The sequence below is a fragment of the Pseudomonas sp. BN505 genome (assembly GCF_029873175.1).
Lineage (GTDB): Bacteria > Pseudomonadota > Gammaproteobacteria > Pseudomonadales > Pseudomonadaceae > Aquipseudomonas > Aquipseudomonas putida.
On the sequence record NZ_SSOI01000030.1, the window covers coordinates 258274 to 274482 of the forward strand.

Genomic DNA, 16209 nt, shown 5'->3' on the forward strand with positions numbered 1-16209 from the left:
CATCCAGGTCAGTCAGAGCGGCCGATGGCCGTTCAAGGGTCGCGCCACTGCACCGGCTGGCGGTAGGTCTGTGCCCAAGCTTGCACTTCACTGGCCGGCATCGGCCTGGCGATGCAATAGCCCTGCGCCAGCTCGCAGCCCAGGCCCATCAACACCCTGCCGTGTTCCACACTCTCCAGGCCTTCGGCTACGACCTCGCGGCCGAAGGCTCGCGCCAGGCCGATCACCGCGGCGGTCAGGGCAAGGTCATCCTGGTCGTGCAGGATGTCCCGCACGAACGACTTGTCGATCTTGATCGTCTGGGTCGGCAAGCGTTTCAGGTAACTCAACGACGAGTAACCGGTGCCGAAATCGTCCAGCGAAAAGCGCACGCCCAGCGCACGACAGGCGTCCAGGCAGCGGCTGACGTGCTGCAGGTTGTCGATGGCCACTGACTCGACGATTTCCAGGTCCAGCCGCGACGGGTCCACCTGCGGGTACGCTGCCAATAGCTGCTGCAGGCGCTCGGTAAAGTCACTGCGCTGTAGATGCCGTGCAGCGATGTTCACGCTCAATGACCAAGGCTGCCCCTGGCGCCCCCAGGCCTGCAGCTGGCTCAGGGCCTGGCCGATCACCCATTCGCCGATTTCGACGATCAGGTCGGTCTGCTCAACCCAGGGCAGAAAATCGCCAGGCGGCACCACGCCACGGCCTGGCCGCTGCCAGCGCAGCAAGCCCTCGAAACCTAGCACCTGGCCACTGCGCAGGTTGACCTTGGGCTGGTAATACAGGCACAGCTCGTGGTTGTTCAGGGCCCGTCGCACCCGCGCCACCGTCTGGTGGGTGGCCTTGAGTTCCTGCTCCTGCGATACGTCGAACAAGTGATAGCGGTTGCGCCCGCGCTGCTTGGCCACATACATGGCCTGGTCGGCGTGGCGTACCAGCGTATCGGCATCTTCGTCATCCTGGGGGTACAGGGTCACGCCGATGCTGGCGCTGAGCGACAGCGTGTGTTCGCGTACCACACAGGGCGCCGCCAATGCCCGCAACACCCGCCTCAGGGCTGCATGCAGCTGGCGCTCATCATCGACATTGCGCAGGATCAGCACGAATTCGTCACCCGACAACCGGGCCACGGCATCAGCACCGCGCAAGATACTCTCCAAGCGCTGCGCCACCTCCACCAGCAGCAGGTCGCCCACGGCATGCCCGTAGCCGTCGTTGACCGCCTTGAAGCCATCCAGGTCGAGCATGCACACCGCCAGCGAGATGTCTTCGCGGCGCGAGTAGGCCAGGGCCTGGTTCAGCAGGTCGGACAGGTAGGCGCGGTTGGGCAGGCCAGTGAGCACATCGTGGCCCACCCGCCATTGCAAGGTATGCAGCAGCTGGCGCTTCTCGGTGACGTCAAAGCGGATCGACACATACTTGCGCACCTGGCCAGTCAGCGGGTCGACCAGTGGCACCATGGTGCTGTCGACCCAGTACAGCGAACCGTCCCGGGACCGGTTGCAGATTTCGCCCTTCCACACCCGCCCGGCGGTCAGGGCCTGCCACATGCCGACGAAGAATGCCGGCTCGTGCAGGCCAGAGTTGAGAATACGGTGGTTGGCGCCCAGCAGCTCCTCGCGGCTGTAGCCCGAGATGCTGCAGAACTGCTGGTTGACGTACGTGATGTTCCCACGCAGGTCGGTTTCGGAGAAGATCGCGGCCGCGTCCACGGCCGCACGATAGTTATCATCCATGAAGCATCCTGCCTTAGCGGTTGAAGCGCTCCACCAGGGCGCGCAAGCCAACGCACACCTGTTCCAGTTCGGCTCCGCGCGAGGCGGCAGCGTTTGCGCTTTGAGCGCTGTGCTGGGCAATGCCGGCCACGCCATTGATCTGCCGCGAAACGTCTTCAGCCACTGCCGACTGCTGCTGCGAGGCGGTGGCCATCTGTTGGCTCATGTCACTGATACGCTGCACCGCATCACGAATGCCATGCAGTGCTTCGCGGGTTTCCTGTACCTGGGCAACGCCCTGCTCTGCGCCCGTGATGCCCTGGCTGGCAATTGCCACGGCTTCCTCGGCGCCACTGCGCAGGGTGTCGATGATGGCCTGGATGTGCAGGGTCGACTGGCGGGTCTTGTCAGCCAGCGCCCTTACCTCATCGGCGACCACGGCAAAACCACGGCCCTGTTCGCCCGCACGCGCGGCTTCAATGGCTGCGTTCAGGGCCAGCAGGTTGGTCTGCTCGGCAATACCGCGGATCATCCCGGCCGCCTCGGCGATGGCACCGGTCTGACCGGCCAGGTGGCTGACTGCCTGGTTGATCTGGGTCACCGTGCTGGCCAAGGTGCGAATGGCCGCGCCGCTGGCATCGGCCACCTGGCTACCCTGTTCGGCCAGCTGGTGGGCCGTGTGGGCTTCGGCCGCAGTCAACTGCACGTGGTTGGCCACTTCACCGATGGAGGCCGCCATCTGGTTCATTGCCGTGGCGCTCAGGTCGGTTTCTGCGCGCTGCTCCAGCAACGCTGCCTCGGTGCTGCGTGACAACTGCCCGGCATCGTGGGCCGCCACGGCCATTTGCCCGGCCAGGTCGCTCAACCGCGTCAACGCAGTTTTCAACCGTGCCTCTTCGCTGATCAGCATCAGTTGCAGCTGCCCGGCAGCGCCAGGCAGGTCGCTGTAAGTCAACGCCGCGACCGGGTCGGCGAAGGTACCTTCGGCCCCCTCGACCACCTGCTGTATCTGGCGGCCGAGGGCGTTGCGTGCCCACAGGCCATAGGCCATGAACAACCCCCCGGTCAGTCCCTGTCCCACCAGGCCAGGCCACAGCTGGTTGGCGACCAGCGCCAACAGCCCACCGGCCAGGGGCAACGCCAGGGCCTGCACCAGCAGGCCCAGCCGCCGCGGCGCCGACAGTACCGCCTGGCCGGTACGCATCCGCGCATACAGGGCCTCGGCGCGGGCGACCTGCTCACGCGTGGGGCACACCCGTACCGACTCATAGCCAACTACCCGCCCGCCTTCGAGGATAGGCGTGACGTAGGCGTTGACCCAGTAATAGTCGCCGTTACGGCAGCGGTTCTTGACGATGCCCATCCAGCTCTTGCCAGCCTTCAGGTAGCGCCACATCAACTCGTATACCGCTGGCGGCATGTCCGGGTGGCGCACCAGGTTGTGCGGGCTGCCGATCAGTTCGGCATCGCTGTAGCCGCTGATGGCGGCGAATTCGGGGTTGCAATAGGTGATCAGGCTGGCGGTATCGGTAGCGGAAATCAGCCGCTGGCCAGAGGGAAAACGTTGCTCGACCGGGGTTACCGGCAGGTTGAGGCGCACGATGAGACTCCATTCAAGGGGGTGCCAGGCGCCTGCTGCGAGCCTTTGCGGGATAAAAAATCCGTCAATGTGCTCTTGGTGACTGCCCGGTCAGGCGCGGGATTCTACGAGTCCCGCCACATAAAGCAAATAAACCTTACGGATCATGGCGTTATCGATTATTCAACGTTCCCGGCCGCGCTTGGCAAGCTGATTGCAGCGGTATTCCCGGCAGTGGCCGGGCCCTGCACAAACGCGTACGGGCGCCCCTCACGGCACGCACCGAAGTAGAGCCTGGCAAGCCAAATTGCACCACAACTGGTCAGACCGGTAAGGCCAAAAACCCTTGCAATGTAGGATTTTTCGCGCTTTTATGGCTTCGCGCTGAACAAACCGGTAAGACCACAATAATTAAGTCCTGCGCTCTTTCGCCCCGTGCGGCTACCGAAGCAAGGACACCGATCAGAGACTCCCCCCATGCTCAAATGGTGCTCGCGTTCGATATTCCTGCAAGTCGTGCTCGGCCTTGCCCTCGGCATCGCCTGCGGTCTCAGTTTTCCCGACCTCTCCCTGCAACTCAAACCCCTCGGCGACGGCTTCATCAAGCTGATCAAGATGCTCATCGGCCTGATCGTGTTCTGCGTGGTGGTCAGCGGTATCTCGGGCGCGGGCGACCTGAAAAAGGTCGGGCGCATCGGCCTGAAGTCGGTGATCTACTTTGAAGTGCTGACCACCCTGGCGCTGGTGATCGGCCTGGTGTTCGCCTTCAGCAGCGGCATCGGCAGCGGTGCTAACATCCACCTGGACCAGTTGTCCAGCGCCGATGCCAACGGCCTGGCCGAGCGCGGCCAGCACATCCATGGCGCCACGGCGTTCTTCATGGACCTGATCCCCACCTCGGTGGTGGGTGCCTTCGCCGACAACAACATTCTCCAGGTGCTGCTGTTCTCGGTGCTTTTCGGTAGCGCACTGAACCTGGTGGGTGACTCGGCCGCCGGCATCTCAAGGCTGATCAACGAACTGAGCCATGTGATCTTCCGCATCATGGGCATGATCGTGCGCCTGGCCCCCATCGGCGTGTTCGGCGCAATCGCCTTCACCACCAGCAAGTATGGCCTGGAGTCGCTGCAGCACCTGGGCGGGTTGGTGGCACTGTTCTACCTGACCTGCGCCGGCTTCGTGCTGATCGTGCTGGGTACGGTGATGCGCCTGTCGGGCCTGAAGCTGCTGCCATTGATCAAGTACCTGCGTGAAGAGCTGACCATCGTCCTTGGCACCGCGTCGTCCGACGCCGTGCTGCCACAGATCATGCGCAAGCTGGAGCACCTGGGCATTGGCAGCTCCACGGTCGGCCTGGTCATCCCCACCGGCTACTCGTTCAACCTCGACGGCTTCTCCATCTACCTGACCCTGGCCATCGTGTTTATCGCCAACGCCACCGGCACACCGCTGGAAATGACCGACCTGCTGACCATCCTGCTGGTGTCGCTGGTGACTTCCAAGGGGGCTCACGGCATCCCAGGCTCGGCGCTGGTGATCCTCGCCGCCACCCTGACAGCCGTGCCGGCGATTCCGGTGGTGGGCCTGGTGCTGGTGCTGGCGGTGGACTGGTTCATGGGCATCGGCCGGGCATTGACCAACCTGATTGGCAACTGCGTGGCGACCGTGGCCATCGCTCGTTGGGAAAAGGACATTGACCTGGAGCGCGCGCAGAACGTGCTCGACGGCAAGCTCGGCTTTACCCCGACGCCGCGCAAACAGCCCAACGCACATCATCAACAGGAATTTTGACCGAAAGTGGCCGGCGATGACGCCGGCCCTTGCAGGAGCGAACCGTGATCAGCTCATCGACCGTCGTCACCTCAGTGGTGGAAAAACTGCGCCAGGCCCTGGCCCGGGGCCAATGGCGCACCGGCGACATGCTGCCGGGCCAGCGTGAGCTGGCCGAACAGCTGGGCATCAGCCGCCCAAGCCTGCGCGAAGCGGTGACCGTACTGGAAACCCTGGGCCTGGTACGCTCGCTGCCGGGCAAGGGCGTACTGGTACTGGACGCCGACGCCGTCATCCCGGAACCAGGCATGGACACCAGCGCTGCGGCCAGCCTGGCCGATGTGCTGGAGCTGCGCTACACCCTCGAACCCTTCATCGTCGGGCTGGTGGCGCAGTCGGCCAACAGCCAGGACGTCGGCCAGTTGCGCCTCACCCTGATGGACATGCGTGAAGCGCTGGAGGCCGATGACAGCGAAGCCGGGGTAAAAGCCTACATCGCGTTCCATGAGGCGTTGTTCACCCTTACCACCAACCCGATCTTCCAGAGCGTGGTGCAGCAGACCGGCAATGCCTTGAAGCAAAGTGCCGACATGCTGCGCAATTCGCCGGAACACCTGGCCGCGCGGCTCAAGGAAAACGAAGCCGTGGTACGCGCCATTCGCGAACGCAACAGTGCCCAGGCCAGCGCCCAGATGCGCCAGCACATTCTGGCCGAAGGCCAGCGCATGGGCATCCCGTTGAACATCCCGGACGACCACCCGCGCCCATGACCCCAGGAGAGCGACCATGAACGCCGCCCCCCACCTGCCAGCCCTGCTGGCTGCTGGCGAAACCCGCCTGTCGGCCGAGCAGATCTATCCTCGGCTGTTTGACGCCATTCTCGAACAGCGCCTGCCACCGGGGGCCCTGTTGCCCGAGCAGGCGCTGGGCCATGCCTTTGGTGTCAGCCGCACCGTGATTCGGCGTGTACTTGGGCGCCTGTCCGACCAGCAGGTGGTGGTGCAGCGCCCCAGCCACACCGCGCACCTGGCCGCGCCCGACCCGGACCAGGCGCGCCAGGTGCTCAGTGCCCGGCGCCTGGCCGAAACCACACTGATCACCCTGGCTGCCCAGCGCGCCCGGCCGGCGCAGGTGCGCCAGCTGCGGCAACTGGTGGACCGCGAACGCCAGCACCATGAAAGCGGCGAACGTTGCGCGGCGATCCGCCTGGGCGGCGAGTTTCACCTCAAGCTGGCGCAGGTGGCAGCCAATGCGCCACTGGCGCGGTTTCTCAATGGCCTGGTTCCCATGACCTCGCTGATCATCGCCCGCTACGAATCGCCGTGCTGCGACCACTGCGCCTGGCAGGAACATGCGGCGATCATCGATGCCGTGGAGCAAGGCAATGCCGAGGCGGCGCTTGGGCTGATGCACAAGCACCTGGACCGCCTGGAAGAAAAGCTCGACCTGAAATAGCCACTCATGCTGACGCGGTCCCTGTAGGAGCAGCCTTGTGCTGCGAAGAGGCCATAGCTGGCGAAGATGATCTTTTGCCTTGCCGGCCTCTTCGCAGCACAAGGCTGCTCCTACAGGGGCCGCGGTGGCCGGGCGATGGGCTGCACAGCAGCTCCAATAACCCCACCCTATACTGCGAGAACCACCCCAGCCTCTACCAGGGAGGCGGTTGCGTGAGTTCTCGAATCCCTCTGCTGCTGTGCCTTCTGCTGGCGCTCGCCGGTTGCGCGGGCAAGCGCCCGCCTGCCCCGCCACCCCCTGCGGTGCTCACGCCCGCCGCCTGGCAACGCATCGACCAGGAACTGATCGATGCCTCGGTCGGCGCCGCCGGTTCGGCCAACGACTATGCCCGGCGCTCCATGCGGGTATGGCGGGAGCAGGTACAACAGCGCACTGAAAGTGACTTCATCCCCTGGTTCACCGGCTACTGGACCCAGCAGTGGCTGACCCTCAAGGTGGCCTGGTACAAACTGGACAGTGGCAAAGGCCGGGAACCGGCGGAAAAGCGCCTGGCCCTGTACCTGCAGGAGCAGTACCACGAGCGGGTGATCGAGCCGGTGGCCGAACAGATCAACCCAGAAGGCATCCGCGACCGGGCCTGCGAGCTGTACCTGCAACTGTTCGGCCAGCAGCTGCCAGCCATCATCAGCCGCTACAACGCACCGCCCGAGCAGCTCAGCCAGCGCCTCAACCGGATCCCCGCCATCGCCCTGGGGCCACCGGATGCCCGCAATGCCAGCCTGTATCAACTGCTACGGGCCAAGCCGCTGGACCAGCAGCCGGCCTGGCAAGCCATGCGCCAGCACCTTCACAAACTGGCCAGCAAAGGCCCCGGGAAGACCGATGTCGGGCTGAATTCGGTGGCCACCCAGGCGAGCGACAAGCTCGGCGCTACCCTGGCCCCACGCGGCATCGCCAGCGCCGTGGCATCGGCAGTCGGCAAAGTGGCAGGGGCCATGATTTCGATCGCCGCGGCCGGCTACGGCATGATGACCCATGACCGCGAGCAGCCGCAGATGGTCGAGCAGTTGCGGGTGATCCTCAACGTGGCACTGAACCAGGAATGGCAGGAGTTGATGGAGAACCGCCAGAGCGGGGCAATGGCGGGGGTGTATTACCTGTCGGGGCAGGTTGAGGACAGCTTGTTGGCCAGCATGCCGCGGCCAGCCGAGCAACCGGCGGAGCAGCAGGTGAAGCAGCAGCAAGAACCTTTGATCATCCGCCTGCCGCCTTAGGCGGTAGCCATGGCCGAGCTGGGCAGCCCAAACACCCGGTCAAACGCCCAGTTGTAGGCAAAGGTGTAACACGGCACCAGAATGATGAACGCCATGTCCACCAGCAGCGCTTCAACCAGCGTCATGTCCAGCCACCAGGCAATCAGCGGGATCAGGTATACCACCAGGGTCAGCTGAAAACCGATGGCATGCGCCACTCGGCGCCCCACGCTGCGACCGCGCTTGGCCTGGCGGCTCTCCCAGTGTTCGAACAGGGTGTTGTAGACCACGTTCCAGAGCATGGCGATGGTGGTGATCATGACCGCCAGTGGCCCGGTATGCGACGCCTGGGTGTCCGACAGGTAGGCCAGCCCGAGGGTCGACATGCACAGCCCGATCAGTTCATAGAAAGTCACGTAGACCAGTTTGCGTTTCAGTCCCTGCACCCGGGGTTACCTCCAATGACAATAGCGATGGGGCGCGATCATGCTTCATCGTGCTTGACAGCAAAAGTCAGCAGCTGTCAGATCTACTGACAGGAGGCTGCCATGAACTTTTCCAGCGACAACATCCAGCTGTTTCTTGCCGTGCTCGACCGCGGCTCGTTTTCCGCCGCCGCACGCGCTCTGCAGCGGGTGCCCTCGGCCGTGAGCATGGCCATCGGCAACCTTGAGGCCGAGCTGGGCTACAGCCTGTTCGAACGCGGCTCACGCGAGGTCCGGCCTACCGCAAAGGCCTTGGCCCTGGAGCCACACGCCAGGCTGATTGCCGAACAGCTGGGGCTGCTTCAGGTACATGCCCTGGAGCTGTCCCAAGGGCTGGAAAGCAGCCTGAGCGTGGCCGTTGTGCCGGACATCGACCACCGCCCGTTGCTGGCCGCCATCGCCAGCCTCGGCGAGCGCCACCCGTTGCTGGACATCGCCCTGCTCAGCGCCCCGCACGAAGAAGCCCTGCATCTGCTGGACAGTGGGCGGGCCGACCTCTGTGTGGCCTTTGCCGGCCTGCAGGTCGATGCCCGCCGAGGCTTCCAGCACATCGGCATGGAGTCGCTGGTGGCGACGCTGTCGCCCACCCACCCAGCCTTGCGCGAGGGGCGCATCCATTACCTCGAAGACCTGACCCGGGTGCGCCAGATTCTTGTACGCAGCCGCGACCTGCCGCTGGCCGACCCTCGCCCGCTGATTGGTGCAACGCATTGGTCCACCGACAGCTTCGACCTGGCATTACAGATGGTCGAAGCCGGCCTGGGCTGGGGCGACCTGCCGCTGTCGCGGGTCGCGCCGCTGCTGGCCAGCGGGCGCCTTGTACGCCTGGATTTTCGCAATACCCGCAACGAGTTGCAGCTGCCGGTACACATTTTTTGGCGCAAACAACAACCGCTGCAGAAGGCTGCACGGCTGTTGATCGAAGAGCTGGCGAATCAGTGACTGCCGTCTGTCGAAACGCCCCTAAGAAATTACTGTAAGTGCTTCAATCTTTTACCCCTTGGGCCGATATCCCGGTCGACAGGCCCCGCATCGCGTCATGAGCGTGCTGCGCCCTCCCCTCATTGGCTCAAGGTCTCGAAACATGAACCTGAAATTTCGCCACAAGATCCTGCTCAGCGCCTGCGGCGTCGTGGTCCTGGCATTTGCCCTGTTCACGCTCTACAACGACTACCTGCAACGCAACACTATTCGCCAGAACATCGAAGCCTCGGTGCAGCAGTCCGGTGCACTGACCGCCAGCAGCGTGCAAAACTGGATGAGCGGGCGCATCCTGGTGCTGGAAAACCTGGCCCAGGACATCGGCCAGCAAGGTGCCGGCGAGACCTTGGCCGGGCTGATCGAGCAGCCTTCCTACACGCGCAATTTCCTGTTCACCTACCTGGGCCAGGCCAACGGGGTGTTCACCCAGCGCCCGGACACCCAGATGCCTGCCGGTTACGACCCCCGCCAGCGCCCATGGTATGGCGCCGCCGCCAACGCCGGGCAAACCGTGCTGACAGCCCCTTACCAGGGCGCCGTCGGTGGCCTGATGGTGACCATCGCCACCCCGGTGAAGAGCAAGAACAATGGCGAACTGCTGGGTGTGGTCGGTGGTGACGTGACCCTCGACACCCTGGTCGAAATCATCAACTCGGTGGATTTCGGTGGCATCGGCCATGCCTTCCTGGCCGACGCCAATGGCCAGGTGATTGTCAGCCCAGACAAAGACCAGGTGATGAAGAACCTCAAGGACATCTACCCCGGCAGCAATCTGCGGGTTGCCGCTGGCATGCAGGATGTCACCCTGAACGGCCAGGACCGCATCATCTCCTTCGCCCCGGTGGCCGGGCTGCCGTCGGCGCAGTGGTACATCGGCCTGTCGATCGACAAAGACAAGGCTTACGCCGCGCTCAGCCAGTTCCGCACCTCGGCGATCATCGCCATGCTGATTGCCGTGGCGGCCATCGCCGGCCTGCTCGGCCTGCTGATCCCGGTGCTGATGAGCCCGCTCACCACCATGGGCCGCGCCATGCGCGACATCGCCGAGGGTGAAGGTGATCTTACCCGCCGCCTGACCGTACAGAACAAGGACGAGTTCGGCGAGCTGGCCACCTCGTTCAACCGCTTTGTCGAGCGCATCCATGCCTCGATCAGCGAAGTGTCTTCGGCCACCCGCCTGGTGCATGACCTGTCGGAGAAAGTGGTCAGCGCCTCCAACGCCTCGATCAGTGGTTCTGAAGAACAGAGCATGCGCACCAACAGCGTGGCCGCCGCCATCAACGAGCTGGGTGCCGCCACCCAGGAAATCGCCCGCAACGCCGCCGATGCCTCGCAGCATGCCAGCGGCGCCAGCGAGCAGGCCCACGGCGGACGTGAAGTGGTCGAGGAAGCGATCAGCGCCATGACCGCCCTGTCGCAGCGCATCAGCGAATCCTGCGCGCAGATCGAAACGCTTAACGCCAGCACCGACGAAATCGGCAAGATCCTCGACGTGATCAAGGGCATCTCGCAGCAAACCAACCTGCTGGCCCTGAACGCCGCCATCGAGGCGGCCCGTGCCGGTGAAGCTGGCCGTGGCTTTGCCGTGGTGGCCGACGAAGTGCGCAACCTGGCGCACCGCACCCAGGAATCGGCGGAAGAAATTCACCGCATGATCACCAGCCTGCAAGTAGGCTCGCGCGAAGCGGTGCACACCATGAACACCAGCCAGGTGTCCAGCGAGCAGACTGTCCAGGTGGCCAACCAGGCCGGTGTGCGCCTGGCCAGTGTGACCCAGCGCATTGGCGAAATCGATGGCATGAACCAGTCGGTGGCTACCGCCACCGAAGAACAGACTGCCGTGGTCGAGAGCCTGAACCTGGACATTACCCAGATCAACGCCCTGAACCAGCAGGGTGTGGAAAATCTCAACGACACCCTGCGCCATTGCGACCAGCTGGCCCAGCAGGCCGGGCGCTTGAAGCAACTGGTGGGCAGCTTCAGGATTTAATTGCCTGAGGGCGCTTTGCGCCCTAATCGCGACACAAGGCCGCTCCCACAAGGACCGCGTTATACCTGTGGGAGCGGCGTTGCGTCGCGATCGGGCTCCTCAGCAGCCCCTTATGCCACCGCCGCCTTGACGGCCCTGCCCCGCCGCACCCAGGCCAGCAACACCGCCGCCATGAGCACGAACCCAAGGTAGCCAAAGAACGGGTACACCTCACCAACCAGGCTGATGAACCCCACCAGGCTGCAACCAAACGCCACCACCCCGGTAACCACCGAGCCCCAGCGGAATTTCGCCGTGCCCGCCGGCAGCAGCCGTGAAAGGAACGAGAACAACGTACCCACCGCGGTGTTGACGATCATGCCGAAGATGATCAGGCACATCACTAGCCCCAGCAGCGGCGACACCTCGCTGGCAATCGACAGCATCGGCATGGGCAAGTCGGCCACGCTGTCCAGGCGCGACAACAGCCCCGCGCTCATCACCAGCATCAGGCCACCCAGCGCCGCGCCACCGAGCAGGCCACCCCACATTGCGGTTTTCTCGCCCTTGGCCGAACCGCCCAGTATGGCCAGGATCGGCGCACCAGCCACAATGTTGTAAGACACATACAGGAACGCGCCCAGCAGCCAATGGCGGGTGCCGGCTTGTTGCTGGCTGGCCAGGTGATCCAGGGCGGCGAAGCTCTGGTCGCGGGTGAATACGGCATACAACGCGATTGCCGACGCCACCAGGATCAACAGCGGGGTGATGGCGCCAATGGCCAGGATCACCTTGCGCACGTCCAGGCACACGATGCCCACCACCACCATCGTTACCAGCACGCTGCCGGTCAGTGCCGGAATGCCGAACTGCTGCTCCAGCAGCGCACCACCGCCGGCCAGCATGACCACGGTGACAGCGAACATGAAAAAGGTGATCAGCCAGTCGACGAACAGGCCCAGCTGGCGGCCGCAGATGGCCTGGATCACATCCTTGTGCGAGGTGGCCTGCTGGCGGTTGCCCAACGCCGCCAGGGCCATGCCGAGGAAGGTGAACAGGGCGGCGCTGACCAGTGCGCCGACCAGCCCCCACACGCCGAAGTCGACAAAGAACAACAACAGTTCCCGCCCTGAAGCGAACCCTGCCCCCACGATCACGCCGACAAATGCGCCGGCAATCTTCAGTTGCTCTTGCATGTGAACCTCTGGATTTATTGTTGTTGTCTTACTGCCACCCCATATCTCTTGTAGGCGCAGCCTTGCGCTGCTCCTACAAAAGCTTCGTGCCTGGTTACTCGTCGCCGACAAACGCCTGCACTTCAATCTCCACGTCCACCCCCAGTGCCAACGCCGAGGCCACAGTCGAACGCACTGGCAGCGCCGCGCCGAAGAACTCTTTGTAGACCTCGTTGAAACCGGCGAAATGGCTCATGTCCGACAGCCATACCGTGGCCTTTACCACTTGGTCGAAACGCGCGCCGCACGCTGCCAGGCTTTCGGCGATGCGCTCGCAGGCGGCGCGGGTCTGGGTCTGGATATCACCCCGCACCACTTCGCCGCTGGCACTCATCGGCACCTGGCCGGAGAGGAACAGGAAACCACCCGCTTTCACCGCACGGGAAAACGGAAACGGCAGGCTGCTGGGGAAACGCTGGATGTCATTGCTCATGAGATGCTCCTTTCAGGATTGCTGGAAACGGGCCGGGGACAGGCGCTCGGGCGCCACGCCCTGGCTGACAAGACTAGGGCACAGGTGTTGGCCAAGCAGCAAGTCGGCGGCCAGGCGCGAGGCGCCGGCTGCGGACTGGATGCCATAGCCACCTTGCGCCGCCAGCCAGAAAAACGCGGGGGCGTGCGCATCGAAACCGATCACCAGGTCACCGTCGGCAACGAACGAGCGCAGCCCGGCCCAGGTGTGGCTGGGGCGTCGGATCGCCAAGGTGGTCATGGCTTCGATGTTGTAGATGCCCAAGGCGACGTCGAGCTCTTCGGGCGCGGCGTCCTGGGGTTCCACCGGGTCGGCATTGGCTGGCGACCCCAGCAACTGGCCGGCGTCGGGTTTGAAGTAGAAGCTTTCGTCGACGCCGATCACTGCCGGCCAGCGGGCGAAGTCCTGGTCTGCCGGGCCGGGGAAGGTGAACGCACTGCGCCGGCAAGGTTGCAGGCCGATGCGCGCCACGCCGCACTGCTCGGCCACGCGGTCAGCCCAGGCGCCAGCAGCGTTCACCAACTGACGGGCCTGCACCCGGCTGCCGTCACCCAGCTCCACCTGCCACAGCCCGTCCAGGTACGAGGCCTGGACAAGCTCGGCGTTGCAGCGCAGCTCTCCGCCGGCGGCGCGTAAACCGCGCAAGAAGCCTTGGTGCAAGGCGTGAACATCCAGGTCCATGGCACCCGGTTCAAGCACTGCGCCGGCCAGGGCTTCGCCACGCAGGCTGGGCACCAGGGCCAGGGCGGCGTCACGGTCAAGCAGGCGGACTTCGGTGCCATTGGCCAGGTTCTGCGCATGGGTCTGCTCAAGCAGCTCGCGCTGCTCCACGCTGGCCACGTACAGGCAGCCGCGCGGTTCCAGCAGCGGATGCTCACAGAAGCCTTGGGGCGGCGTTTCGTAAAAGGCCCGGCTGGCGCGGGTCAGTGCCTGAATCTGCGCGGTGCCGTAGGCCTCCATGAACATGGCCGCCGAGCGCCCGGTGGAGTGGTAACCAGGCTGTGATTCGCGCTCGAGCAGCAGTACGCGCTGCTGGCCCGCCAGGCGATAGCCCAACGACGCACCGGCAATGCCGGCACCGATGATCAGGGTGTCGTAGGTTGGGGTCATGCACGCTCCTGCCAGGCTAATTATCATTTATGAGAATTCTAATATATGAGAATTTAGAAATACGCAAGTGTCCAAGGTAAGATGCCCGACCCACGCCGTATGCCGAGAGCCCTGAATGCCCGCTGCCCTACCCCTGCTTGACCGCACTGTAGTCGGCCAGCGCCTGCGCCAGGTGCGCAAGGCGCGCCAGATGACACTCAAGCAATTGTCCGAAGCCAGTGGCGTACCGGTGTCCACCCTGTCGAAGATGGAGCTGGCACAAGTCTCGGTCAGCTACGAGAAGCTGGCTGCCGCCGCACGGGCGTTGAATGTCGACATTGCCCAGTTGTTTCGCGCCGGCGGTACGGTCACCACCCCGGTGCCGGTGACCGTGGTGGTCGACTCGCTACCTGCAGCGGCGGGGTACTCCACCGGCACCTACGACTACCACCCCATTGCTGGCGACTTCCCCGAGCGGCGCATGACCCCGGCCTATGCCCGCATCATCGCCCGCGAACGGGGCCAGTTCGACGACTTTATCCGCCACCCCGGGCAAGAGTTCGCCCTGGTGCTGAGCGGGCGCGTGCGCATCGAGTTCGAAACCGGTGAAGCTGTGAGCATCGGGCCGCAGGAAACCGCGTACTTCGACAGCCAGGTGGGGCACATCTACCTGTCGGAAAGCGAGGATGGCGGGGACGCGCATGTGATGGTGGTGATGACCGATCGCTGAAGGCGCCCGGTTATAACCTAATAACGAACAAGTCTATTTGGCTATAAAAAAATCTATATGCTGGCTGCATCCGATAACGGGCAAAGATGGGCAGTCGAGTAGCGTATGGATGTAGGTTCTTTCGGTTTCACCATTGCGGGCCTGGTCGTGGGTTTCATCGTCGGCATGACCGGCGTCGGTGGCGGCTCGCTGATGACCCCGATCCTGTTGTGGTTTGGCATCAGCCCGGCGACGGCCGTCGGTACCGACCTGCTCTATGCGGCAATCACCAAGGCCAGTGGCGTCTGGGTGCATGCGCGCCACAAGAACATCGACTGGAAGATCACCGGGCTGCTCAGCCTGGGCAGCGTGCCCGCCGCAGCGCTGACGCTGTGGTTCCTCAACACCCTGCACACCGACACCTCGGCGCTCAACGCCATCATCAAGCAGGGCCTGGCGGTGGTACTGATCCTGACCGCGCTGGCCATCCTGTTCAAATCGCGCCTGCAGGCTTTCGCCAGCCGCCATGCCGGTGACCACTACCACCTCAGCGACCGTAGCCTGAACACCCTTACCGTGTTTACTGGCGTGGTACTGGGGGTAATGGTCACCCTCACCTCCATCGGTGCTGGCGCACTGGGTACGGTGGCGCTGTTCCTGTTGTACCCGTTTCTGGTCACGCGCCGCCTGGTCGGTACCGAAATCGCTCACGCCGTGCCGCTCACCCTGGTAGCAGGCCTGGGCCACGCCGGCATGGGCAACATGGACTGGTCGTTGCTGGGTTACCTGCTGCTGGGCTCGCTGCCGGGCATTTACCTGGGCAGCCACCTCACCGGACGGATCTCCGACCGCGTGCTGCGTCCATGCCTGGCGGCGATGCTGCTGCTGATCGGCTACAAGCTGGCGTTCTGACCTTCAGCCCAGGCGCAGGCGCCACTGCCCGGTAAAGCTCAGCTCAAGGCGCGAAAGCGGCAGCACGTCGATACGCTGGCTGGCCTGCATCGGGCACCCCAGCACCTGTACCAGCACGGCGCGCATGACCATCGGGTGAGTCACCGCCAGCCACTCACCCGGCGTGTCGAAAGCCGCCAGCCAGGTGGCCACACGCTGGCATAGCGCAGCAAACGACTCCCCACCATGGACCGCACTGGCCGGGTCCTGCAGCCAGTCTGCCAACGCCTGCGGTTGTTCAGATTGCAACTGCTTCAACGGCAAACCCTGCCAACGCCCCAGGTCGCAATCGGCCAATGCCGGCTCGCTCTGCGCCAGCCCCGACAACCACGCCGCCGTCTCGCAGGCTCGCCGCTCTGGCGCAGTCAGCACCTGCATGCCGGGCACGATGGCGTCGGGGTGTTGGGTCAACGGCAAGATGCCGTCATCTGCACGGTGCAGGCGCCCAGTCTTCTGGGCCTGGGTCAGAGCATGGCAGATCAGGGTCAGGCGGACGGCTTTCACCGGGGCTCTCTCGCAGCGGGCAGGGGCCAATGGTTTAGCATGCTGCGAGGATTTTGG

The 16209-nt window shown here is 64.2% G+C and carries 15 protein-coding genes; 8 read left to right on the forward strand and 7 right to left on the reverse strand.

The window, feature by feature from the left end:
- Positions 1-32 precede the first annotated feature (32 nt).
- Both E8E78_RS08755 and E8E78_RS08760 read right to left on the reverse strand, forming a co-directional pair.
- Complete coding sequence (locus E8E78_RS08755) at positions 33-1721, reverse strand: EAL domain-containing protein (protein WP_061203050.1); 1689 nt, start codon at positions 1719-1721, stop codon at positions 33-35.
- A 13-nt stretch (positions 1722-1734) separates the two neighbouring features.
- Positions 1735-3300, reverse strand: a complete 1566-nt coding sequence (locus tag E8E78_RS08760) for a PAS domain-containing methyl-accepting chemotaxis protein (protein ID WP_114942346.1) — start codon at positions 3298-3300, stop codon at positions 1735-1737.
- Between the two features lie 456 nt (positions 3301-3756).
- On the opposite strand from E8E78_RS08760, the gene E8E78_RS08765 reads away from it, so the two are divergent.
- The 4 genes from E8E78_RS08765 (at position 3757) to E8E78_RS08780 (ending at position 7778) form a co-directional block, all read left to right on the forward strand.
- On the forward strand, positions 3757-5070 hold the full coding sequence (locus E8E78_RS08765; RefSeq protein WP_049276862.1) for a C4-dicarboxylate transporter DctA: 1314 nt from the start codon (positions 3757-3759) through the stop codon (positions 5068-5070).
- 44 nt (positions 5071-5114) lie between these two features.
- Positions 5115-5819: a FadR/GntR family transcriptional regulator gene (locus E8E78_RS08770; protein ID WP_016500573.1), complete on the forward strand. Its 705-nt coding sequence runs from the start codon at positions 5115-5117 to the stop codon at positions 5817-5819.
- Positions 5820-5835: 16 nt separating this feature from the next.
- On the forward strand, positions 5836-6504 hold the full coding sequence (locus E8E78_RS08775) for a GntR family transcriptional regulator (RefSeq protein WP_016500574.1): 669 nt from the start codon (positions 5836-5838) through the stop codon (positions 6502-6504).
- Between the two features lie 212 nt (positions 6505-6716).
- Complete coding sequence (locus tag E8E78_RS08780) at positions 6717-7778, forward strand: hypothetical protein (protein ID WP_059395698.1); 1062 nt, start codon at positions 6717-6719, stop codon at positions 7776-7778.
- Here E8E78_RS08780 and E8E78_RS08785 read toward each other — a convergent pair.
- Positions 7775-8203, reverse strand: a complete 429-nt coding sequence (locus tag E8E78_RS08785; protein WP_114942347.1) for a PACE efflux transporter — start codon at positions 8201-8203, stop codon at positions 7775-7777. The genes E8E78_RS08780 and E8E78_RS08785 overlap by 4 nt on opposite strands.
- A gap of 102 nt (positions 8204-8305) precedes the next feature.
- Here E8E78_RS08785 and E8E78_RS08790 point away from each other — a divergent pair, with 102 nt between their 5' ends.
- Both E8E78_RS08790 and mcpA read left to right on the forward strand, forming a co-directional pair.
- Positions 8306-9184, forward strand: coding sequence for a LysR family transcriptional regulator (locus E8E78_RS08790; protein ID WP_049277963.1), 879 nt, complete (start codon positions 8306-8308; stop codon positions 9182-9184).
- 142 nt (positions 9185-9326) lie between these two features.
- Complete coding sequence (gene mcpA, locus E8E78_RS08795) at positions 9327-11213, forward strand: methyl-accepting chemotaxis protein McpA (RefSeq protein ID WP_049277966.1); 1887 nt, start codon at positions 9327-9329, stop codon at positions 11211-11213.
- Positions 11214-11323: 110 nt separating this feature from the next.
- On the opposite strand, the gene E8E78_RS08800 is transcribed toward mcpA, so the two are convergent.
- The 3 genes from E8E78_RS08800 to E8E78_RS08810 form a co-directional block, all read right to left on the reverse strand.
- Positions 11324-12388, reverse strand: coding sequence for a hypothetical protein (locus tag E8E78_RS08800; RefSeq protein ID WP_059395701.1), 1065 nt, complete (start codon positions 12386-12388; stop codon positions 11324-11326).
- 94 nt (positions 12389-12482) lie between these two features.
- Positions 12483-12860 (reverse strand): RidA family protein, encoded by a 378-nt coding sequence (locus E8E78_RS08805; protein ID WP_016500580.1) that lies wholly within the window; start codon positions 12858-12860, stop codon positions 12483-12485.
- Between the two features lie 12 nt (positions 12861-12872).
- Entirely contained in the window at positions 12873-14009 is a 1137-nt protein-coding gene (locus tag E8E78_RS08810) for an FAD-dependent oxidoreductase (protein ID WP_016500581.1), read from the reverse strand.
- 115 nt (positions 14010-14124) lie between these two features.
- Here E8E78_RS08810 and E8E78_RS08815 point away from each other — a divergent pair, with 115 nt between their 5' ends.
- Positions 14125-14718: an XRE family transcriptional regulator gene (locus E8E78_RS08815; RefSeq protein ID WP_049275195.1), complete on the forward strand. Its 594-nt coding sequence runs from the start codon at positions 14125-14127 to the stop codon at positions 14716-14718.
- A gap of 105 nt (positions 14719-14823) precedes the next feature.
- Positions 14824-15609, forward strand: a complete 786-nt coding sequence (locus tag E8E78_RS08820; protein ID WP_016500583.1) for a sulfite exporter TauE/SafE family protein — start codon at positions 14824-14826, stop codon at positions 15607-15609.
- A gap of 3 nt (positions 15610-15612) precedes the next feature.
- On the opposite strand, the gene E8E78_RS08825 is transcribed toward E8E78_RS08820, so the two are convergent.
- Positions 15613-16152, reverse strand: coding sequence for a histidine phosphatase family protein (locus E8E78_RS08825; protein ID WP_049275191.1), 540 nt, complete (start codon positions 16150-16152; stop codon positions 15613-15615).
- Positions 16153-16209: the final 57 nt, after the last annotated feature.